The 23,756-nt window shown below is 33.2% G+C and carries 13 protein-coding genes; all 13 read right to left on the reverse strand.

Going from position 1 to position 23,756, the window contains the following annotated elements; translation table 11 throughout:
- Positions 1-314 precede the first annotated feature (314 nt).
- Positions 315-1,829: a SusD/RagB family nutrient-binding outer membrane lipoprotein gene (locus tag BOW55_RS02120; protein WP_129022766.1), complete on the reverse strand. Its 1,515-nt coding sequence runs from the start codon at positions 1,827-1,829 to the stop codon at positions 315-317.
- Positions 1,830-1,845: 16 nt separating this feature from the next.
- Positions 1,846-4,935 carry a SusC/RagA family TonB-linked outer membrane protein gene (locus BOW55_RS02125; RefSeq protein ID WP_241686448.1) on the reverse strand — a complete coding sequence of 1,030 codons (3,090 nt, stop codon included), beginning with the start codon at positions 4,933-4,935 and terminating at the stop codon, positions 1,846-1,848.
- Positions 4,936-5,233: 298 nt separating this feature from the next.
- Complete coding sequence (locus BOW55_RS02130) at positions 5,234-6,235, reverse strand: LacI family DNA-binding transcriptional regulator (RefSeq protein WP_129022767.1); 1,002 nt, start codon at positions 6,233-6,235, stop codon at positions 5,234-5,236.
- A 312-nt stretch (positions 6,236-6,547) separates the two neighbouring features.
- Complete coding sequence (locus BOW55_RS02135; protein WP_129022768.1) at positions 6,548-7,516, reverse strand: type I phosphomannose isomerase catalytic subunit; 969 nt, start codon at positions 7,514-7,516, stop codon at positions 6,548-6,550.
- Positions 7,517-7,815: 299 nt separating this feature from the next.
- Complete coding sequence (locus tag BOW55_RS02140; protein ID WP_129022769.1) at positions 7,816-9,918, reverse strand: glycoside hydrolase family 97 protein; 2,103 nt, start codon at positions 9,916-9,918, stop codon at positions 7,816-7,818.
- Between the two features lie 170 nt (positions 9,919-10,088).
- A complete protein-coding gene (locus BOW55_RS02145) occupies positions 10,089-10,964 on the reverse strand; it encodes an AraC family transcriptional regulator (RefSeq protein ID WP_129022770.1) in 876 nt (291 codons plus the stop codon).
- 192 nt (positions 10,965-11,156) lie between these two features.
- Positions 11,157-13,097, reverse strand: a complete 1,941-nt coding sequence (locus BOW55_RS02150; protein WP_129022771.1) for an oleate hydratase — start codon at positions 13,095-13,097, stop codon at positions 11,157-11,159.
- Between the two features lie 308 nt (positions 13,098-13,405).
- Positions 13,406-15,448 (reverse strand): thioredoxin family protein, encoded by a 2,043-nt coding sequence (locus BOW55_RS02155; RefSeq protein WP_129022772.1) that lies wholly within the window; start codon positions 15,446-15,448, stop codon positions 13,406-13,408.
- 146 nt (positions 15,449-15,594) lie between these two features.
- Positions 15,595-18,405 (reverse strand): pitrilysin family protein, encoded by a 2,811-nt coding sequence (locus BOW55_RS02160; RefSeq protein WP_129022773.1) that lies wholly within the window; start codon positions 18,403-18,405, stop codon positions 15,595-15,597.
- Between the two features lie 12 nt (positions 18,406-18,417).
- On the reverse strand, positions 18,418-19,800 hold the full coding sequence (locus BOW55_RS21200) for a TlpA disulfide reductase family protein (RefSeq protein WP_241686450.1): 1,383 nt from the start codon (positions 19,798-19,800) through the stop codon (positions 18,418-18,420).
- A 27-nt stretch (positions 19,801-19,827) separates the two neighbouring features.
- A complete protein-coding gene (locus BOW55_RS02170; RefSeq protein ID WP_129022774.1) occupies positions 19,828-21,300 on the reverse strand; it encodes an aspartyl protease family protein in 1,473 nt (490 codons plus the stop codon).
- A gap of 6 nt (positions 21,301-21,306) precedes the next feature.
- Positions 21,307-22,227 carry a thioredoxin fold domain-containing protein gene (locus tag BOW55_RS02175; RefSeq protein ID WP_129022775.1) on the reverse strand — a complete coding sequence of 307 codons (921 nt, stop codon included), beginning with the start codon at positions 22,225-22,227 and terminating at the stop codon, positions 21,307-21,309.
- A 23-nt stretch (positions 22,228-22,250) separates the two neighbouring features.
- A complete protein-coding gene (locus BOW55_RS02180; RefSeq protein WP_129022776.1) occupies positions 22,251-23,741 on the reverse strand; it encodes a PKD-like family lipoprotein in 1,491 nt (496 codons plus the stop codon).
- Positions 23,742-23,756 lie beyond the last annotated feature (15 nt).

Consider the following 23,756-nt stretch of genomic DNA (forward strand, 5'->3'; position numbering starts at 1 on the left):
ATATTCTGAAAATCATTTTCCCTTTTACAGCTGCCAAGTTTTATTTTTTAAATTGTTGATTTAGATTTACTACTACACTTCAATAATTAAAATATTTTAATCCTTCAATTATATGTTCTTTTTGAAAGTAATTCCATCTTTTTCAGCACAAGCTCTTTTGTCTTTTGCGAAAAAAAGGGTATTAAAACTATAGAACTAATTTGTGATACAAACCCTCTAATTTAATGAAAATTGAAATAGAAAATTAAAAATAAGCCGGGAGGTACTCATACTCCTCCCGAGCTTATTCAACTTAACTAACCAAAATTTTAAAACTACTTATCCCACCAAATTCTAGTTGTCATTAAATCCAACCCTTGGCGTTGTATTGCTTCTTTATAATTTGCATTATTAGTGATTAATTCTGACTGATCATAAATTAATCTTCTAGGAATTGTTCCTTTTGTTTCTCCCGTTGGATCATTAACTGGAACTAAAACTGGATATCCTGTTCTTCTGTATTCTGAAAATGCTTCAAAACCATTAAACAATAAAACAATCCATTTTTGAGTAATAATTTGTTCGATTTTTTGAGCTTCAGTTCCTGATGATTTAAAAGGATGAGCTGTCATGTAATCGTTGTATTCTGTAAGAGTAACTGCTGGTACTTTGTCTCCAAAAATAGTCAGTATCTGCATTGCAGCTCTTACTCCATCTTCATAATGCTTTTGTGCTGATCCGTTTACATTCCATCCTTTTACAGCTGCTTCAGCCAAAATAAATTCTACTTCAGCATAAGACATAATCAATGTAGGAGCGTCTAAACGTAATACTGTAGATGTATTAGGATCAGAGAAAAGTTTTTTGTCTCCGCCTGGAAATTCTCTTGCATCATTTGCAAGACCTTGCTGGCTTGCAGGAGAATTGTCTCCAGTTGCTTCAAGTTTTGCTAAAATTCTTAAACGTGGATCATTATTGTTTTTCAAATTATCAATAAACGTTTTACTGAATTTTGTATTTGCATCTCCTTTATTCAAGTCATTTATAACCCATGAAGAAGTAATTGGATTTGTTTTAACCCCTTGTGGTCCTGAATCATGTCTTAAAACTAAACTGTCATCATTTGATGTAAAAACACCTTTAGCAACAGCTTTCTCAACATACTGTTGTGCTTTTGCAGGGTTTACTTTAGATAAACGCATTGCAACTCTTAACATCATTGAGTTAGCTAATTTTTTCCATTTAGCCACATCACTTTGATAAAACAAATCAGCATTGCCTACAAATGCTTTATTTGCATCTAAAGCGTCACCTGCTTCATCCAATTCTTTTAAAAGATCATTGTAGATTGCCTCTTGAGTATCATATTTTGGAGCATAAACTCCACCGTTGTACCCTTTTCCAGCTTCAAAATATGGAATTTCTCCATAAGTATCTGTTAACTTTTGAAACAAGAAAACTTTCATGATTCTTAAAGCCTGAATAGCATTAGCATTTTCTGGTGTATCTTTTATAACAGATAATAACTGGAAAATTTGATTTAATCCTTTACCATACGTTTCTCCAAAAAGTGCTCCTGAATATTCAGATGAATAGGTATATTTTGACCCTGAACCACTTAAGGATGAAAATTGCTGTACAATTTGCGCAGCATAAATATTATTTCCTCTTGTATTAGAAAAGTCTTGTCCGTCAACATAAATCTCAGCAAGTGTAAACATAGATTTTACAGCTGGATCTGTCAAAGCATTTGGATTCTGATTCAATTCTTCGAATCCTTTGTCGCATGAAGCTAGTGTCATTGCACCAACAATTGCAACACAGAATATTTTTATAAATTTATTTTTCATCTTTCAATTTTCGTTATTAGAATTTAACATTAAGAGTTAAACCAAAATTTCTTGTCAACGGCATAGATGCTCTTTCAAGACCTTGTGCATTACTATTAGAGTAGTTAGACTCTGGATCAATGTTTGGCACTTTATCATAAATTGTCCATAAGTTATGAGCAGAAAATGCTAAACTAACCGATTGGAATGGTGTTTTTGCAAGATTTGCTTTTGGGAAATTATAGCTGAAAGAAACTGCTCTCAACTTGATAAAATCAGCATCGTACACAAAATTTGATGTCACCTCTGCATAACTTCTCCAGTAATCATATGCAGAAACTGTAGTATTTACAGGGTTACCGTTAACATCTGTACCGCTTACTGCAACTCCGCCTTCACGACCGCCAAGTGTTTGCTCTGTTAATCCGTAACGAGTTCCTAACTGGTTTGTCGCTGAGTAGATTTCTCCACCAAATTTAGCATCAACAAAAATCGAAAGTGTGAAATTTTTATAAGAGAAATCATTTGAGAATCCCATAGACAATGGTGCTACACCTTGTCCTGCATTTATTAAATCTCCTCTCATGAATCTGCCGTTTGTATCAAGTACAATATTTCCTTTAGCATCTCTTAAATAATCGTAAGCTTTGATTATTCCAAATGGCTGTCCTTTTTCTAAAACTACAGAAGCTTTTGAGTCTCTATTTCCTTCAAGTGTTTTTGTTGTAATTTTATCAGAAAGATTAAGTACTTCACTATCGTTGTAAGCAAAATTATATCCAACATTCCATGCAAAACTTGGTGTTTTAATAGCTTTTACATTGATTGCAAATTCAACCCCTTTGTTCAGGATTTCTCCCACGTTGATTTTTGTTGTTCTGTAACCAGATGCTTGAGAAATATCAGCATCAGTAATGTCGTTAGTTGTCTTCTTGCTGTAGAAAGTTAAGTCTGTACTCACTCTATTATTGAAGAATGTATTTTCGAAACCAAATTCGATTGTACTAACGTTGTAAGGTCTTAAACCTCTGTTTGGAACTGTATCTCCGTTTACTCCTAAAATTGGCTGACCTAAAGAATCTGTTTGTCCATCAGGTGCAGAATACGTTAATGCTAAAGCATAAGCGTCTGGCAAAGCTCCACCAACATTACCCCAACCTGCTCTAATTTTACCATAAGACATCCATTCTGGCAATTGAATAATTTCAGAATAAATTAAACTGGTACTTACAGATGGGTAAAAAGTACTGTTACTTGATGGATCTAAAGTTGAAAACCAATCTTGACGACCTGTTAAACTAACATATAAGAAATCTTTGTATCCTAAATCTGCAGAATAGAAAAGTGAGTTAACTTCGCTTTCTGAGAATAATTTTTCTGTTTTTTCAGGTTGTGTATTTCCGTAGAAATATTTGAATGGAACAATAAAATTATTTCCCTTCATTTTAATTCCGCTAAATCTGTTGTGTTGACGGTTAGCTCCAATGAAAGCATCTAATGAAAGGTTTTCTATTATATTACCTTTGTATCCTAAATAAGCAGAAGCATTATATTCTGTACGTCCTTCTACTCTATTCTCTAATGCACCTCCAGTTTTGTAGTTAATTCCTGTAGGTTCGATTTCAGTGTATTCGTAATTGATATCATCCATACCAATAACACCTTTTGCGTAAATTTTTTCAGTAATGTTATAATTTACTTTTGCAGAACCGATAAAACGTTTTCTAAGATCACTATTTAAATCTTCTTGCGTTGCAAAATATGGATTCGTTTGGTAAGTATTTGATCCAAAATAATCAGCTTCACCTCCATTTTCATCGTAACCATTACTTAACCATCTGATATCTGCTCCTGGATTTAAGAATGTTGTAGTATACGAAGCATTTCTTGGAGAATCGTTCAAATAAGGTCTATTTTGACTTTTCTCTGTAATATATTGTGCATTCGTTTCGATACTGATTTTTTTGTTCGGAGACGAGTTTAAACTTAAAGCCACGTTGTTTCTTCCAAAGTTTGTTCCTGGCAAAATAGACTCGTCTTTTGTATTTCCGAAAGACAATCTAAAATTTGTTGTTTCGTTTCCTCCAGAAATTGCTAAAGTATTACTGAAAGAATATCCAGTTCTGTAGAAGTTTTTTACGTTGTTTTTCCCATTTGCTTGATATGGTCTAGTAGTTCCATCAAGTGCAATAGTTGGTTTTCCGTCATATTTGTCTCCCCAAGCCAATACATATTTTTCTCTAAGCTCTGATAAACTGCCAAATCTTGAAGGGACTCCATTAATAGGCTCACCTGATCCGTATTGATCTTGCCAATCTAAAAGGCTTATTGGTGTATTGAATGTAGAGTTTGTACTAAAATCTACACCAAGACCAGTTCCGCTTTTTCCTTTTTTAGTTGTAATCAAGATAACACCATTTGATCCTCTGTACCCGTAAAGAGCAGAAGCGGCACTACCTTTAAGTACTGACATAGAAGCGATATCGTCTGGATTGAAAGAAGACATACCATCTCCTTTATCAGCTCCACCCCACATACCAGCATTACCTTGCTGAGTGTTATCGATTGGAATACCATCTACAACATACAAAGGCTGGTTTGATCCAGAAGCCGAAGTTGCTCCACGAATTACAACACGGCTAGAACCTGAAGGTCCAGAAACTGGCGCAGAAACGTTAACACCGGCAATTTTACCTTGTAATGCGTTTCCTAAGTTAATTTCTTTGTTTTTTGTTAGTTCTTCTCCTTTAAGTTCCCCAACAGCGTATCCTAAACTTTTCTTTTGTTTTTTAACACCAAATGATGTTACAACAACATCTTTTAATTCTTGTACATTTTCTAATAATACAACTGATATTTTATTTTCACCTGGCTGAAGTACTATCGTTTTTGATGTAAAACCTATTGAAGATACATTTAAAGTAACTGCTCCTTCTGGAACATTCATTTTAAATCTACCTTCTGTATCTGTAATTGCACTAAACGGTTTTCCTTGAACCTCGATAGATGCAGCAATAACTCCTCTGTTTTGTGCATCTGACACTACGCCTGTTATTAATCGATTTTGCGCCACAGCACCTAAGCTGCACAACAATACCATTCCTAACACTGCTAATATTCGTTTCATAAGCTTTTTTTTTGGTAATTGGTAATTTGTTTTGTTTTAACGTGATTGTTTTTAAATAATTAATAAAAATTTGAACTCAATTTTAATATTGCACTCATAAGGTCTACGCCTAACAAATACAATGCTTTAATAGCAACGTAAACATTCCTATAACTCTTAGCAATCGATATAGTGAACAGCTCAAAAAAATAACGCAATGATCGAATATTTTGACCTTAAATTACTAAAACGATTTAGTAAAATTCCTAAAAAAAAACGAATCGTTTTTTTTCTTTTTTTATGATTATGCTCTTAAAAATTAAACTGATTCTCTCACAATCAATTCTCCTTTTTTGAGACTTTTTTCTATTTCAAATTTCTCCATATTGGTCATCTGACTCAATAACAATTGTATTGATTTGACCGCAATATCGTTAATAGGCTGCGAAATAACTGTTATTTTTGGTGTATGAAGTTTAAAACTGTCATGATCATCAAAACTAATAACCGAAACATCGTCTGGTATCGTTTTTCCAACTTTTTTAAAAGCTTGTAAACCTGCAAGCCCCATATAGTTTGTTAAAAACAAAACGGCATCAATTTGCGGATTTTTTTCTAAAAAACTTACAATTGCTGCAACTCTGGTTTCTTCAGTGCTGTTGTACTCCATATGAAGCACCAGCGAATCATTATAAATACCAGCTTCTTTTAATGCATCTCGACATCCGTCTTCTCGTGATTTCATCTGAATCATTTCAGAAGTGATGTTTACAATAGCGATGTTCTTACGGCCTTTATCGATCAAAAATTTTGCTGCAGAATTTGACGCCTCATAATTATCCATTACGACATGGCTCACATTTTGTCCTGCAAAATATCGGTCAATTAATACTACAGGCTTTTTTAGTCTCAAAAGCAAATCAATACTGCTTTCAATATTTTGTGTCGGAGTAATAATAAATCCATCCACATTTGCCTGCAGTAAACTATGTATTAACTCCTCAGAACGTTCATCATTACCGCCTGTACTGCAATAAAAAACGCGATAATCAATATTTCTTGCTTCATCCTCTATCACCCGCGCAAGATCAGCAAAAAACTGATTCGAAATATCCTCAACAATTAACCCGATAGATCTCGTTTTACCCGTTCTTAGACTTGTCGCTATCATACTTGGTCGATAATTAAGTTTTTCAGCAACTTGCTGTACTTTTTTAATCACCGCCGGGCTTATTCCCATCTTCTCTCCTTTATCATTAATAACAAAAGACACCGTAGATATAGAAACCTCAGCTTCTGTTGCAATATCTTTAATAGTTATTTTTTTTCATTTAGAGAGTTAATTTTACATTAAGCTGTTATTAACGATATCACAAATATAACTAAAAATAGTTACTAAAACGATTTTGTAGATATTATTTTAAACAAATCATTATTTTAAAGCCAATAATAATCATATTTAACAGTAATTGTATGTGTTTTTAGCATTAATCGTTATTTTTAATCAGATAAAAACGGCATAATTTTAATATTAATATCCTTTTATTAAGAATCTTTACTGAATTTATGAACGGGCAATTTAACTCTTTTTTTTGGTTTGCAGTTATTTTAAATCAAATTAACACTTATAGTTTTACGAAATATAAACTTCTAAAATTGAAGCTTCTCCTTCTAACACATAATTACGCATTCCTGCAGGAATTAAAACGGTATCTCCTTTTTTATATTGATAACTTACATTTTCATATCTAATCTCAAAAGCTCCTTCAATACACATATAAACAGTAAAAGTTTCTCCATTTTTATTTCCTTCAATCTTGCCGTCTAGCGGAATAATATTAGTTGTAAAATAAGGACAATCTACAATTACATTCGATTGATTAGAAACCGTTTCGTATTTTTTATGTGTATCTACTTTATTGTAATTGATTGCATCAAGTGCTAAATCAACATGTAATTCTCTTGTGTTTCCTTGAGCGTCTTTTCGGTCAAAATCATATAAACGGTACGTAATATCAGATGTCTGCTGAATCTCTGCAACAACCAACCCTGCTCCAATTGCATGCACAGTTCCTGTTTCTAGAAAAAACACATCGCCTGCTTTTGCTTTTACATCGTCAAGAATCGAAACCAAAGTTTTATTGTTTAGATTTTCTAAATATTCTTCTTTGCTTGAATCTTCTTTAAAACCAACAATAATTCTTGCATCAGCATCAGCCTGCATAACGTACCACATTTCGGTTTTACCAAAAGAGTTGTGACGTTCTTTTGCTAATTTATCGTTAGGATGTACTTGTATTGATAAATCTTCGCGTGCATCTAGATATTTGAAAAGCAACGGAAATTGATTGCCAAATCGAGCATAAACGTTTTTTCCTAAAATATCATTTGGAGACTTATCAATAAGTTCTGTCAATGATTTTCCTTTTAATTCTCCATTTGCCACCACACTTACATCACCTTCTACTGTAGACAATTCCCAGCTCTCTCCTGTAATAGAAGAAACAATAGGTTTATTAAGAACCGTTTTTAATTTTTCGCCTCCCCAAATTCTTTCTTTCAAAATTGGTTCAAACTGTAAAGGGTACATTTTTGTATTCATTTTTTATATTTTTTACTTTTTATTTTTTTTCGTCACTAATTTACTTCGTCTATTCGCTGTGGCTCGAGTCACTAATTATCACTAATTAATTTGTACTTAACTTAAATCTGCTTAATCTGCGCGGAATCTTTTTTTTGCCACAGATTAAAAGGATTAAAATGATTTTAAAAAATCTGCTCAATCTGCCAAATCTGCGTGATTTTTTTTTCACAGATTAGAATGACTAAAAAAATTCCGTATTTATCTGCGTTTTCGCGATAGCTAATCCGTGTCATCCGCGTGTCATTCCTCCAACTTTTCTACTTTATAGAAATCGCAGCGCCGCCGCTTGATGCCAGTTTTTGTTTCAGTTTTGTTTTACTGTTTACTGTAACTTTTCGAATGTTGTACGATTGCGGATTAGTTTTGTAATCTGCCGTTTTTCCATCTTCATAAATTGTTGCTGTAAAGTTTTTTCCTGCTGGAAGAAAACTAAAATCAATTAAAGCTGTACGTGAATTTTCATCTGTAATTGCACCCACAAACCATTCTTGTTTGCCTTTTGTTTTTCTGGCAATAGTAATATAGTCACCAGGTTCAGCTTCTAGAATATAAGTTCGATCCCAATCTAAAGCAACATCTTTTATAAACTGAAAAGCGTCATTAAATTTTATATAATTTTCTGGTAAATCGGCAGCCATTTGCAACGGACTGTACATCGTAACATACAATGCCAATTGCTTAACAAGTGTTGTGCTCAATTTATTTTTCTTTGCTCCGTAAACAGATAAATCACCTTGAAAAATTCCTGGAGTATAATCCATTGGCCCGCCCATTAACCTTGTAAAAGGCAAAATTGTAGTATGATCCGGATGAATTCCTTCCATCGATTCAAACTCAGTTCCACGAGCTGATTCTTGCGCAAACCAGTTTGGATAAGTACGGTGTAAACCTGTTGGACGAACGGCTTCATGTGAATCTACCATAATTTTGTGCTTAGCAGCTTCTTGAGCTACATAAGTATAATGATTTACCATTTGCTGTCCGTCATGATGTTCTCCTCTTGGAATAATTGGTCCAACGTATCCTGTTTTTACAGCATTGTAGTTATTATCAACCATAAAAGTTAAAGCATCTTTCAACTGTCTTTCATATTCAGAAACAGATGATGTTGTTTCGTGATGCATGATGATTTTAACGTTTTTCTTTGCAGCATAATCGCTTAGTTCTTTTACATTAAAATCTGGATATGCTTTGGTAAAACTATAAATGTGTTCTTTTTTAAAAGCAGTATTATCTTCCCAGCCTTCGTTCCAGCCTTCTACCAAAACAGCATCAAAACCATTTGATGAAGCAAAATCTATGTATTCTTTTACATGTTTAGTATTCGCTCCGTGTGTATTATTTGGTTTTAACTTAGAAAAGTCTGTTTTCCCAATTACAACATCTTGATTGTCTGAATACGCCCAAGTTGATCCTCCGCCTGTAAAATATTCCCACCAAACACCAATATATTTTACTGGTTTTATCCAAGAAACATCTTCAAAAGCACAAGGTTCATTCAGATTTAAAATCATTTTTGAAGATAGAATATTTCTCGCATCATCGCTTACAACAATAGTTCGCCATGGCGTGAAACTTCCCGTTTGAATATATCCTTTATTACCAACTGCGTCTGGAACTAAATGCGAACTTAATGAATACGTTTTGTCATTTACATTAAGACACATTGCTGGGAAGTTTTTTAGCGCGGCTTCGTGAATATTAATATAAAGTCCCTCATTTGTCTTCATCATTAAAGGCGTTTGAGCGGCTAAGTTTTTAATTGTTGCTTGCGCAGCTAATGGAACATGTGTTGCATCATAAACCAAAGACTGCATTTCTGATATTTTTGAAGTATTGTAACTATATTCATTTGTATCATAATCGCCCGGAATCCAGAATAGTTTATGATCTCCTGTCAAATTAAACTCAGTTGTTTCTTCTTGAATAATAAAGTGGCGCAAATTGTCTTGCACCGGAAATTCATATCTAAAACCTAAACCATCATTAAACAAACGAAAGTAAATAGACATTTTTCGTTTGCTCTTTTCTTGCACAAGATCAACTTTTAATTCATTGTATTGATTTTGTATTTCTTTTTGCTCTCCTAAAACGGGTTTCCAAGTACTATTTTCTGACTGAAATTTCGTTTCGGTAACTTGAAAACCTTTATTCAATAAAATATCAGACTTTATAACAAAACCCATTTTGCTTTCTTGAATTACTGCTTTTTGTTTAAAATTTAAAGCATAAACTGGCGTTCCGTTTTGGTCTAAATGAAATTTCATTGTTAAGTTACCATTTGGAGACTTAAGGTCTTGCGCAGTAACAAATCCGACTAAAAACAATATAAAGAAGCAGCTAAAAAATGTATTTTTCATAAGATAATTTGAGAGAGTAAAAATTCCTAAATCGATTTAGTAAAAATAATAAAATAAATTAAAAAGCAATACTTTGTAGAAAAAAATAAATATAATGGAATAAAAACGCGGTTTAAATTAAGAATAATCTTTCGCGTAAAAAGTAAAAAAGAAATGTAATCTGTTGATTTCTATAAATTTTGAAGTCGGCGGTAATCTGTGGGAGAAATAGAAGAATGTTTTTTAAAAAAGCGTCCAAAAGCAGAAACTGAATTAAATCTAAGTCTATAAGCAATATCACTTATATTGATTGCTGGATTTCCTAATAATACGACGGCTTCTTTTAACAAATGGGCATCAATAATTTCGTGCGGCGTTTTGTCTACCGCTTTTTTGACAATCTGAATCAGGTATTTGTTTGAAATGTGCAATTTCTGAGCATAATAACTTACTCCCTTATGCTGCGTAATATTATTCATAACGAGATTAAGAAATTGGAAATAAGTATCTTTCGGATTATTAGCAATTGAAACTGTTTCAGGTGTTTCTTTTGGCAATAATTCTGCGGTTTCTAAAAGCAAATTGAATATAATGGTTCTTACAATTTCATCTTTAAACTTCAAATCGGCCTCAATTTTACTTTCAAGGTATTTCATTAATTTAATCAGCTTTTTGGCATCTTGCTCTTTGAGTTGAATGAGTTCAAATGATCTGTCTTTAAAAAAAGCCAATCTTTCAATGATAAAAGGATCAGATATATATTTAAGCAGAAATTCCTTTTCAAAAAACAGCAATTTCATCCTAAAGTCTTCGCTGTTATTATGAAAAGCAATAATGGTTGCTGGCCTTGCGATTAATAAAGTAAATTGTTTGATATAATGCTGATGTCCGTCAATGGCAATATCGATATCTCCTTCCGTGCAAATACACAACGAATAATAATCCATCCGAAAAGGCTTCTGAGGATATTCCATTTGTTTTTTGCCCGAAGAAACATAATAGGGTAAATTATTATCAACCTCAAAATAGGCCAATGTATCTCTTATTTTATCGTAAGGTTGATCCATCCTATATAAATCCTGCTTAAATATTGTTTTTGGAAAACTAATTTACGTATAAAAATAAGCATTTACTAGGTATAATTCCTTATAAAACTTGACCTTTTAATAATTAACTAAACTTAATTCATGCAAAAATGACGCTAAAGCAAAAGCCTTAACGTCATTTATTTGAATTATGCTATTATATACAATTATGTTTTAATCTCTGATTCCTCCTATCCAATGTTTTAATTTATTTAATTGTTCATTAAAGAAGGATTCGTGTTCTTGTCCGTCATCAGCATTTTCAACAAGCAGATGTTCGTAGTAAGTTCCTTTTAGAAATTTTCTTAAAAGTCCTTCGCCTACTATTGGCTCGTAATCATTTAATGATTGTGCTGCTTTAAGCAAATGACGAATATCGTATTGCAGCGGATTGATGTCCGGCACTTGTTTGTTTAGATTCAATAAGTCGTAAACCGCTATTCTGGCAGTTCGCACAGAACTTTCCATCGTAAATACAATATCATTATTGGTTTCTACAAATTGCCCTACTAATCCTAAATTGGTACAGCCTTCTGGCACTACTTGCGGACGATCGCCTTTTGCTCTCGGCATAAACATAGACGTGATGTATGGCATATAAGAACTTCTAACTATAGTATTTTCTATAATATTATCTAGTTGATCAATGATTCCTAAATGATATGCTAACTCAGCCAAAATCTCATTCCCCGTACATTGCGGCATTGTTTTTTTGACATAATCACCTTCTTTGTCCATAAAAAGGGCATAGACCCAAATTACTAAAATATCATCCGGCTGATCTGGAAAATGAGGTTGTCTGTTACAAGTAAAACTCATTAACCATTTTGAATCGCTGATGGTTACAATTCCTCCTGTTGCCGTTTTTCCTGAGTACGGATCGTTGACACAAAGTTCTTTTACTTTTTCTACAAAGGCAGAAGGTTTACAAGTAAGTGTAGCCGATTCCCAAGAAGATTTTGCAATATTACCACAGAATTTTTCAGGTTTCCCGAAAACTGGTGATTTAGCTGCCAGGTTTTTCCATAATTTCCAACCAGCACTTTGCCCGCTGGTACTGTTGTCTAAACCTATAATTGGAGCATTTTTATTGTCTCCATAAAAGGTATCTTCAGTCATAGAACCTGTTGTAGCAATTACATAATTATCTTTACCTACAGGAATTCTTTCTTCTTTTCCATTTTTTTCGGTAATAATAGCTTCCACCACCTTACCTTCGGTATTACTGTGAATATCTAAATCTTTAACGAGTGTGTTTAAGTCAATTTGTACACCTTTACTCTGAAGAAATCTTCGAAGCGGTGTAATAAAGGTATCATATTGATTGTATTTTGGAAAAACAAGACATGAAAGATCTTTCATTCCGTCGATTGCATGCAGAAAACGGTGCATATACAATTTACATTCTAATAAACTGTGCCAGTTTTCGAACGCAAACATAGTACGCCAAAAGAACCAAAAATTACTTTCTAAGAACGATTTACTAAAATAATCTTCGATGGTTAAATCGTCTAGATCTTCTTTCTTTTTAAGGAGCAATTTTATAATCGCAAGCTGATCTTTTTTCTCCAATCCAAATTTGCTAAAATCTTTAATTTGTCCTTTATTATGAATCAATCTCGCTTTAGAGTAATTAGGATCATTATCATTAACCAAACGGTATTCGTCTAATACGCTATACGGTTCAGGAAGTTCTAAAGCGGGGATGTCCTGAAAAATATCCCAAAGGTTTTCGTAAGTCATATCCATTTCACGTCCGCCGCGAATAATATAACCATCTGTAGTATTTCCGGCGCCATCAAGCGATCCGCCATCTACATGAAGCTGATCGAGAAAAATAATATTCTCACCCGGAACGTGACCGTCACGAATAAAATAATAAGCCGCTGCCATTCCTGCAATACCGCTTCCAACAATATAAATTTTACTGTCTTTATACGATTTTGAAGGAATTCCTTTGTTTCGCTGATAGTTTCCAATTTGATCTGAAAAAGGCATCGTTTTTTCAGGTGTGTTAATTTGAACCTCTTTACTAGAGTCCGGTTTGTGGTTCACATTTCCATATTCTTGAGAACCATTAAGTAATTTATCGAATTTTGAAGTGGTAGAACTCATAACTAATCTATTTTTGATTTACCCAAAGTTAAGACTAGCCTGAAGATAATGTGCATCCCGAAACTCGCTATTACTATCCCCAAATTCTTACTTTGTAAAACGCACTATAATTTAGTAATAACAATAAATTAAACCCGTTAGACGCAATTACTCTCAACACATAGTCCCGATAACTATCGGGACTATGTGTTAGATTATTATTTTTTACAATTACACTCAACGGGTTAAATTAGTATATAAAAACGTAGTACTGTACTAAAACTCCTTATGCATATTAAAATCTCTGTTCGATAAAAAAATTAACCAAATCAACTTTTCTTAAAATTAGAAATTCCAGTATTCAGCCATTCTAAATACTCATCAATATCAGGATTATAAGCTGAAGTTTCATTTAGCTTTTCTCCTTCATTATTCACCAATACATAAAAAGGCTGTGCATTTGTTTTATATTTTATAGTTTGAAATTCGCTCCATTTCTGACCAATATATTTTATTTTTTTACCAGTTAATTCAGAAACCTTTTGTTCATGTGAAGCTAATTCTCTTTTATCATCAACATATAAAGAAATCAAAACCAGATCGCCTTTTAGAATTTTCTGAACCTTATCGTCAGACCAAACGTTATCTTCCATCTTACGGCAATTTACACAAGCATGTCCCGTAAAATCAATCATAACCGGCTTACCCATTTTTCTAGCATACTGCATTCCTAAATCGTAATCTCTAAAAGCCATAATATCGTGAGGCCCCAGCTCAGCTCCTTCTGGCAGGTTTTCTGTTATTTCACGAGATTCGGAATTACTTAATCCATTCGGAATTTCGCTATAATGCATTGGCGGTGGAAAACCACTGATCATTTTTAAAGGTGCACCCCAAATTCCAGGAATCAGATAAATAGTAAAGGCCAAAACCAAAACTCCTAATCCAAGTCTTCCAACACTAATATTCGAAACCGGACTATCATGAGGAAGCTGAATTTTTCCGAATAAATAAAAAGTCAATGTCCCGAAAATTGCGATCCAAATCGCTAAAAAAGTTTCTCTTTCCAGTAAATGCAATTGCAAAACTAAATCGGCATTCGATAAAAATTTAAACGCTAAAGCCATTTCCAGAAATCCCAAAAATACTTTAACTGAATTCAGCCAGCCGCCAGATTTTGGAAGTGAATTTAACCAACCCGGAAATGCGGCAAATAAAGTAAAAGGCAATGCCAAAGCCAGAGAAAAACCAAACATTCCAACAAAAGGTGCAATCCCTCCGCGCGAAGCAGCTTCAACAAGTAAAGTTCCAACAATTGGTCCCGTACAAGAAAAGGAGACAATCGCCAATGCTAAAGCCATGAATAAAATTCCAACAACTCCGCCTTTATCTGCCTGCGAATCTACTTTGTTTGCCCACGCATTTGGAAGCATAATTTCGAATGCTCCTAAAAATGAAAAAGCAAAAAACATTAAAAGCACAAAAAATATAAGGTTAAACCACACGTTCGTTGAAAGTGCATTTAAAGAATCTGCACCAAAAAACCAGGTTACAACTGCGCCTAAAAAAATATAAATAGCGATAATTGAAATTCCGTAAAAAACAGCTTTTCTAATACCCTGAGACTTAGTTTTACTTTGTTTGGTAAAAAAGCTTACCGTCATAGGAATCATTGGAAAAACACAAGGTGTTAACAAGGCCGCAAATCCAGAGAAAAAAGACAGTAAAAAAATCGACCTTAAACTTCTTGATTCCGTTTCAGGCTGTTGTTTTTTCAGCTCTTTTTTGGGCGTTTTTTCAGCTTCTGTCTGAATTATTTCTTCTGTCTTTTCTTTTACAACAGTGGCAGAAGAATCAATCTCTGCTGTTTTAATTTCTTTCTTCGCATCACTTTCTATTAATGTTACTGCTTTCGCAGACGGACTAACGGTAAACTCCAGTTCGTCTGAACTTGGCGGAAGACAGTTTTCATCATTGCAAACCATAAATTCAACTTCTGCCTTTATGGTGAAAGGCTTTGATGAAAGTATTTTAACTCGCTGTCTAAAAGTGGTTTCTTTTTCAAAAAACTTAATCAGCATTTTAAAAATCGGATCGTTGATAGTTTTTCCTTTTTCTTCTTTTACGGCACCAATTAGCTGAAATTCGGGTGCTTTTGTAAAGGTAAAACGAGTAGGAATCGGACCTCCGTCTGAAACTTCCTGACTGTATAAATGCCAGCCTGATTCGATTATTGCTTTTGCCTGCAACTCGTATTCCGTATCGGAAATTTTCTCGATACTGGTTTTCCATTTTAACGGATTATAAATTTGAGCCTGTGTTATTATTGAAAACAACAACAAAAGACTCCCTAAAAATATGTTCTTGTTCATGGGTTATTTTTTTTAAAAAAAGAGGGTTGAATAGCAAAAAAACAACCCTCTTGACAATCCTCTATAACAACTAATTTGCTTACTAATTCAAAATAATAATTGATAGGGAAAACAATTAAACTCTATTATTAAAAAAACTGATGAAATTATTTTAATGGTTTGAAAACAACTTCGTAAGATTTTGCATTTTTAAAAAAAGTATTTGCAAAATCCTGAATGTCTTTTACTGTAACTGCATTTACAATATCAATGTAATTTTTTGGATCATCCATATTAATATTATTTTCAAAATAATTGGAAATTAGATCCATGCTGTTAAAATTAAAATTTTGCTGATCTGCTTTTGCTTTGATATAGTTCTTACTTGTTTTTTCAATATCTTCGTTCAAAATATCTCCTTTTCGGATTTTATCAATTTCCTGATATACAATTGGCAATAAATGTTCTACTTTATCTGCGTCACAATCAAATGCTATATTAAGATTAACAGTAGGTTTAGGAAGCTTCACTAAACTTCCACTAACCTGCGCTCCATATGTTCCTCCTTCTTTTTCTCTCAGGCTTTCAGTATATCTTAAAGTTAAAATATCACCTAAAAATGAAGCCAAAATTCTATTTTTTTGAGAGTAAGTAAAGTTGTCCTGAAACTTAATTTTAACGGAACTCTTTGGCGTTTCCATTTTTATAAAAACATCTTTGTCTATTTTATTAGAAACCCATTCAACTGTATTATCCTTAAACTTTTCTTTCCTTTTTATTCCAGGTATACTTGCAATATATTTTTCTAATAAAGGTTTTAAAACTTCAGGTTTAATATCACCCACAATATAAAATGTAAAATTGCTTACATCTGAAAAACGATCTAGATAGAAAGATTTCATTTTATCAAAAGATAAATCGTCTATAAATTGTTGGTTTACTATCCTAACTTCTGGATTATTTTTACCATAAACAGCAAAACTTAAACTGTCGCTCATTTTAGATGAAATATCATTTTGTCTGTTTTTTAAAGAATTTTGCATGTTTTGTTTAAACAAATTGTACTGGTTCTGATCAAATCTTGGTTTGACAAAACGTAAGTAAACCAATTGCATCATCGTTTCTGTATCCTTTGTATTTGCATTACCCGTAACTCTTTCTGACAAATTATCAATATCAGCCAAAACATTTACAATCTTTCCTTTTAGTACTTTTTCTAAGTCGGTACTCGAAAATGATGCAACACCTGACATCATTGCCAGATTTGCAGCACCAGCTATTGAGGGTATGTCTTTAGAGGAATATAAAGAAGATCCTCCAAAACTTTTTGCATTCAGCGTGACCGATTTTTTATTCTTATCAGCAAATTTATAATGCACTTTTATACCATTACTTAATATGTAAGTAGTTGCTCCAATTTCTTTCGCTTCTTTTTCAGAAACAATTTTGCCGGGTTTTAAATCTGCTCCATCCATAAGAGATTTAGCAACAAAAGCATCTACATAAGGTTGTAACGAAGCATCATTTTCTGCTTTCTCAATAATATCAAAAGCTTTTTCCTGATTCAGATTTTCTTCACCTTCTACACCTGTTACGGTTACCACTCGATTTTGTTTAGTGTATAATTTTAAAATTTCTTCTTGAAGAATTTTACTGTCCAGATTTTTCAAAATGTTTTTTGTCATTTCAAATTCTGCCGCAGGATCAGCAATAACTTCGTGATTTAAATAATCATCTTTCACCATTCCGATTACTTGTTTATGGGAAATCTCATTTAGTTTTTCTAAATAGTTTTCATAACCAGAAATGGTTTCGGTAACTGCTCTCTCTATTTCTCCTTTTGAAAAACCAAATTTGTAAGCACGAACCCATTCGTTCATCACAGCCGTAAAAGCTTCTGCTTGTTTTCCTGGTTTTGGGCTTATACTTAATACAAAAACATCATTTAAACGAGAATATTTTTGATATCCTATTTGTGCGCCTTTAAACGGGCATTCTTGTTTTTGAGCCATTTCTCCCAAACGGTTATTCAAAATAGAAAAAGCAATACTTCTTTGTGTTGATTTTTCTAAATCGACATAAGTTCCTGTTGGTTTTTCAGCATTATGGCGAATCATGAAGCTGATATTTGAAGCTGAAATTTCTTTATCTAAAGCCAATTTAAAAGTCGGTTCTACTCGTTCTGGAATGGCAATTTCAAAACGCTTTTTAGGATTTACCGGCGTCGGAATATCAGCAAAAAGCTTTTTTATTTTGGCTTCAATTTCGTCCGCATTAATATCTCCAACAATAGCTATTGCCTGTAAATCGGGACGATACCAATCTTTATAAAAATCTCTTAAAACTTGGTATTTAAAGTTCTTTACAATATCCATATCTCCAATCGGCATACGGTCTGCATACAGCGAATTGTTGTAATAATATGGTGCTAATTGATTGTAAATTCTTGCTCTTGCATTTTGTCTGGTACGCCATTCTTCAGTAATTACACCGCGTTCGGCATCAATTTCTTCATTGGTCAGAGACAAAAAGTTAGACCAATCGTGCAAAACCAATAAACAGGTATCAACAACGCCTCCGTCTTTTGACGGAATGTTGTCTAAGTTGTAAACCGTTTCGTCTGTACTGGTGTAGGCATTGATATTTTTCCCGAAAACAGCACCTTGCTTTTGAAGTGTATTCAGAATGCCTTTTCCTTCAAAATTTTTGGTTCCGTTAAACGCCATATGTTCCAGAAAATGCGCCAAACCTTTCTGCTGATCGTTTTCTAAAATAGAACCTACATTTTGAATGATATAATAACTTGCTGTATTTTTATTTACCTCAGTAGGGTAAATATAATACGTCATTCCGTTTGGTAAAACGCCCTTTTTTATTTTTTGATTGACTGCGATTGGATCTGTTGCTTTATAATTCTGTGCAAATGTCAAGCTTCCGATGAAAAGCAGTAAAACTGATATTTTTTTGGTGTACTTCATAAAGATTATGTATTAACTCTTCAATAATTTATCCAGTTGTTCTCTCAATTCAGGATTAGATGGACGCAAAGCATCGGCATTGATAATGTTTCCTTTTGTGTCAAATAACAAAAATCTCGGAATTGCATTTACATCGTAATTTTTAGCTACATCAGAACTAAAATCTTTATCTGCCATTAACTGAATTCCTTTTAATTGTTCTTTGGTAACAAAATCTTTCCATTTTTGTGCGTCTTTTGGTTTATCTAATGAAAGACTTACGAATACAATATTTTTTCCGTGATAATCTTCTTCAATTTTTTTCATGTGCGGAATTTCAGCCTTACAAGGTCCACACCAAGTTGCCCATAAATCGATGTACACATATTTTCCTTTGAAATCAGAAAATGAAACTGGTTTATTATTAATATCATTATATGTAAAATCCAGTCCTTTCTGACCTACATTTTTATGAAGTACTTTTTCATATTCTAATAAAAATGATTTGCTTGTCGCAGAAATCATATAAGGTTTTATGCTTGGTGCAATTTTTTCATATTCTTCAATTTTCATTCTTGAATTTGCTACTACATCACGTAAATACACATCTTTTAGCGCAGGATCTGTAATATGATCTAATGTTTCAACAATATCTAAACGCTTTGGAACTGCTGCACCGCTTACACTTACATAAAAGAAATAATTCGACATTAAAGCAACTCCGTTATGTAATTTTAACAAATCTGGATCTGTAAACTTTTTATCTGTCTGCCAAGTTTTTATAACCGCCGGACGATCGTCTTTATCTGGAAATGCAGTTCTAGGCATTCTGAAAAAAGTATAAGTAGATTCTTCAACGTCTGTTGCTAATGCTAGTTTTAATAGCTTATTAAAATTAGCATCTTTTGTATTTATTGTTTTAGAAAATTCATTTGCTTTTGCAACTCCTTTATCAAGCCAAGGATAAAAATCTACGTAAGTTACATTTCCTCCAAGTCTTGCAAATGGAGCAAATTCGTTATAAATTTCATTTGCTTTTTGAACCAGAACATTCTGACCCACATTTTTTCCAGTCAAAACATAATGTTCTTTATTAATAACCAAATTGATATCTAATTTTGGTTCTAAATACAAACGAATTAACTGACTTCTTGATTTAAATTGTCCATAATCAACATAATAAAAGCCAGCAGCTGAAACTGGTGTCATAAAGCCAAACTCCCCAAGCGGATTAACTTTTGCGGTCGCTGCAACGGCTGGCTTTCCATCTTCAACATTGTAAAGTGTAACTTCTTTAGCCTGAAAATCTGGAATCGAAATTGTTCCTTTAATTACAGCATATTCTGAAATGCTGCCTGCAAAACTCATTTGAACCGTAATAAAGGTCAAAATGAAATAAAAAATGTGTTTTTTCATGATAGTTTATTTGTTTTTTGATTGTTTTTAAATTGAAATACGCATCGACTGATCACCTTGTTCGATAATCAGGTCTTTACTTTCTTTATTGTCTTTTAGTTTTTTAAGATTTTCTGGTTTCAATAAATCTTTGGCTTCAAAATCATTAATCTGCGTGATTTTTGCTCCAATTTTGATTTTCTTCAAGTCTTCATTTTGCTGGTCTATAATTCGTTTTACTATAAGATTCTGATTTTCGTCAAAATCCAAATTAAGTCCGGCGATATAAAATGAAGGTCTCTTTTTAAAGTTTTTATTTGGTTCTAAATAAACGGTCTTATGGAGTATATCAATTGTAAAATTGAAACGTTTTATTAAATCAATTCCCAAAGATCCATCGGCAAAAGCCCAGTTTTTATTAGCTTCGTCATATTCTTGAACTGCAATTGTTACATCTGAAAAATTATTTCCGTTAATAACAACATTTGGTATTGCTCCGCCTACAATTTTAGTTTGTTTTCCTAAACTGTAATTAACAGATGTATATTCGGTTTTTAAACTGGCTTCCAGATTGTTTTTATGATTAAAAGGTCCGTACGCAATTAAGTCATAACCCGCGCCGGTATCAAAAGTAAAATTGCCTTCGACTGTTTTTTTATCTTCAAATGTCAGATTCATTTGTACGACCGGAAGCCCCGATTTATAATCAAAAACTAATGGTTTTGCTTTTCCCCAATAATTGAAATTTCCAAAATTGTACAAATCAATTGTCATCGTATCAAAATTGACAGACGTGATATAATTGCGCAGTAAATTGGCGCCAAATAATCCATCATAAACACCATGTTTTGGAAAAATAACAAGACCTTGATTTTTTAAAACCTGATCGCCAATGTAAATGGTATTGTCTGCGGAGTATTGTACTTGCTGACTTCCGCCAACCACAGATGCCGATTTGCTTTTTGTAACTACAACTCCTGCTTTATAAGCACTGTCTGGATTTAAAGCCATTCCGTCTGCGCCTGTATCAAACAGCATTAAAAATTCACGATCAGCTTTGTTTAACTTTATTTTTATGGCAATTCCGTTTTCTATAATTTCAAACGGAATGCTGGCCATTTTTTTTACCTCAGCATTTCGATCTACTCTGTATAATCCGTCAAAAAAAGTAACATAGCGTATTTTGTTTTCTTTATTGAAAACTATTTGTGTGGGTTTCTTTTCTTTTCCTTTGAAACAAAAATCAGCCGAAACAAAAGTTTCGTCTTTAATTGTTGCCGATTTTCCAATTTGGATAGAATCTAAAACAGGAAAAGCGTTAAAAATAGTATTTAAATAAAATTCATTTGAAGATGAATCTCCAGCGCCTACTGTAAATTCGGGCGCCAGAAGATTTTTTATATCATTATAATTTTTATTTTGAAAGGCTTTTTCAAAAGATTCAATAGATTTTTGAGCGCTGTTTTGAGCGCAAACTGAATATCCAAAAATCAATATTGAAAATAAAAATATCTTTTTCATTTCGATTTACTTTTGTAAAGAAGAAGGATTAACAACCACTTTTTCTACTCCAAAATCTTTCAATAAAATACCCTCAAATTTTGTCCAGTCTTCCGTAGAATAAAGTGGTTTCATTTCTTCAAGTAATTTTTTGAAAGCTGGTAAATCATTCGCTTTTTCGAATTCTTTTTTCTTACGCTGTAAAATGGTAAATACATGATTGGTCACACTTCCAGAACCGTAATCTTTATAAAGCTGTTTTGCATTCTTTAAATAAAAATCATCGTATTGACGTCCGATTCTTAAACCGCTAATAATAACGAAAGGAACTTCGGCACTTAATGAAGGCTGTGCTTTTAAATAGGCATCCGCAGTTTCAAAAGAAACATTTCTTTTTCCGTTCAAATAAGCCTCTTTGTAAAAATCAGGATACTCTTTTTCCTTGATTTCCGTACTGTACTTTTTGAAAATTCCTTTTTTAACTACTTCCTTTGCATTTTGCAGTAAAGTTGTGAATTGTTCTACGTTTTGAAAACCGCTTTCAATATCAATTACTTTTCCATCTGCATTCATAAATAAAAAAGTCGGAAATCCGGTAACACCATACTTCATACATAATTTTTTACCGATTTCTTCTTTAAGAATATCGGATTTGAAAGTCACAAAATCAGCACTTAAAATTGCGGCAACTTTAGGATTTGGAAATACGTCCTTGTCCATTTGCGCACAAGGCATACATCCGGTAAAATACAAATCGACAAAGATTAATTTTTTCTCTGTTTGGGCTTGTTTTTTGGTTAATTCCCAACTGTCGTCAGTTGATTGTGTCTGTGCTTTTAAGGCAATAGAAGAGTAGGCAAGCAGCAAAACTGCACTTGCGATTTTAAAAAAACGTTTCATAAGATGTGGTTTTAAGAAACCGAATGAAGAATGAATTTCGCTCTTCATTCGGTTTTATTTAAGGTTTTTAGTTATCTACCGCGGTATGCAACATCAACAATTTTGCATAAACCCTCGTATTTGTTTAATAAAATTAAATTGCCATTAACTGGAGGAACTTCATAGAGTTCTAACTTTCCTGTTGTTCCATAACTTCCAACAATCAAATATTTGGTTTTATTCGTCGCTCTTGGATTGAAATTGATATAGGTAATTTCTTCGGCTCCTTTATCCAGCATCAATTTAGCCGTCTGAGTTCCGTTATCATACTCATATAATTTACCTCCAACGGCATAAAACAAATATCCAGAATCTGGACTGACAGCAAATTTTGTGGCCTTACCAAAATCAGGCGCATTCAAAATTTCTTTGTAATACACTTGTGCCAAAGCTCTGTTGAAACGAAGCAAATTGAATTTTCCAGAAGTCAGGTTTTTCAAAACTGCAAAGTTCTCATCTTGATTAAAGGCAGAAGTGGTCATATAAACCAAATCAGAATTGGTATTATTCCAATCTAAAGCGGTGTCTGAACCTGTAACAGGAGGCATTGGCGCACATGTTCCTTTTGAAGTCGAATATCTTACAAAACGTCTAGCGGTCTGATCATAAAAAACTGGCGTTCCAAACGTACCTCCGTTCTCTGCAATAAATGGCGCTGCATAAAAAGTTTTAGTTTCAGATTCTAATTTGTTTTGGGGTAGACCGTATTTTATTTGCAATACCCTATAATAATAGTAAATATCTCCTTTACTATAAATCAAATTTTCTCCGCTTCCATTAGATTTCATAAAATCGACTCCAAAATTGGTAGGCAGCGATCCTCCTACGGTTTCGTACGCTAAATTTTGTGCTAGTGTCCATCCAAAAGAATCCGGATCTAATCTTGCCGTTCCGTTTTCTGTTGTAGTTACATAAATTCCATAAATTAATGGTGAAGATATAGGTTGATTAAAACATTCTACATCTACTGCTTTTCCTGTTAACTTAAGAGCTGAACCTGCAGCATCTAATACATCTGTAATAATACGCGGCGTTGCTACGCCAGGAAGAATTGATATCATATCCAGACGTGGTTTTCCGTCAACATCACCAATAATCATCCAACCTTCATAAATGGAAGAAACAACATTTAAAGTAAAAGGTTCATGCTTCCAGGTTATTCCGGTCACTTTGTCTTTTACAAAATAATAAACCGTATATTTTGCAGGTGGTAACTTTAATTCGGCATCAAAATTTTTATTTGTACCGATCACAGTTTTAGAGTCCATTACAAGTTTTACTGGATTGATAGCTACCCATTCATATGTATACCGGTCAGGATCAGTACTATCGTCTAAGGTCGCATTTAAATTTGGTGTAATTTTAAGTTTTTCACCCGTATAAGCGGTATACGATGCTTCTATTCCAGTTGCTTTGATTTCGTTAATTTGGTTATAATTGTAATTTCCCTCATCATCGGTACAACTGCAAACCAAAACAAGCAATGCCGAAAGAGCTAAATAAATTTTTATAATTTTTAACATTTTGTTATATTTTTT

Source organism: Flavobacterium sp. YO12, from assembly GCF_004119495.1.
In the GTDB taxonomy this organism is placed as follows: domain Bacteria; phylum Bacteroidota; class Bacteroidia; order Flavobacteriales; family Flavobacteriaceae; genus Flavobacterium.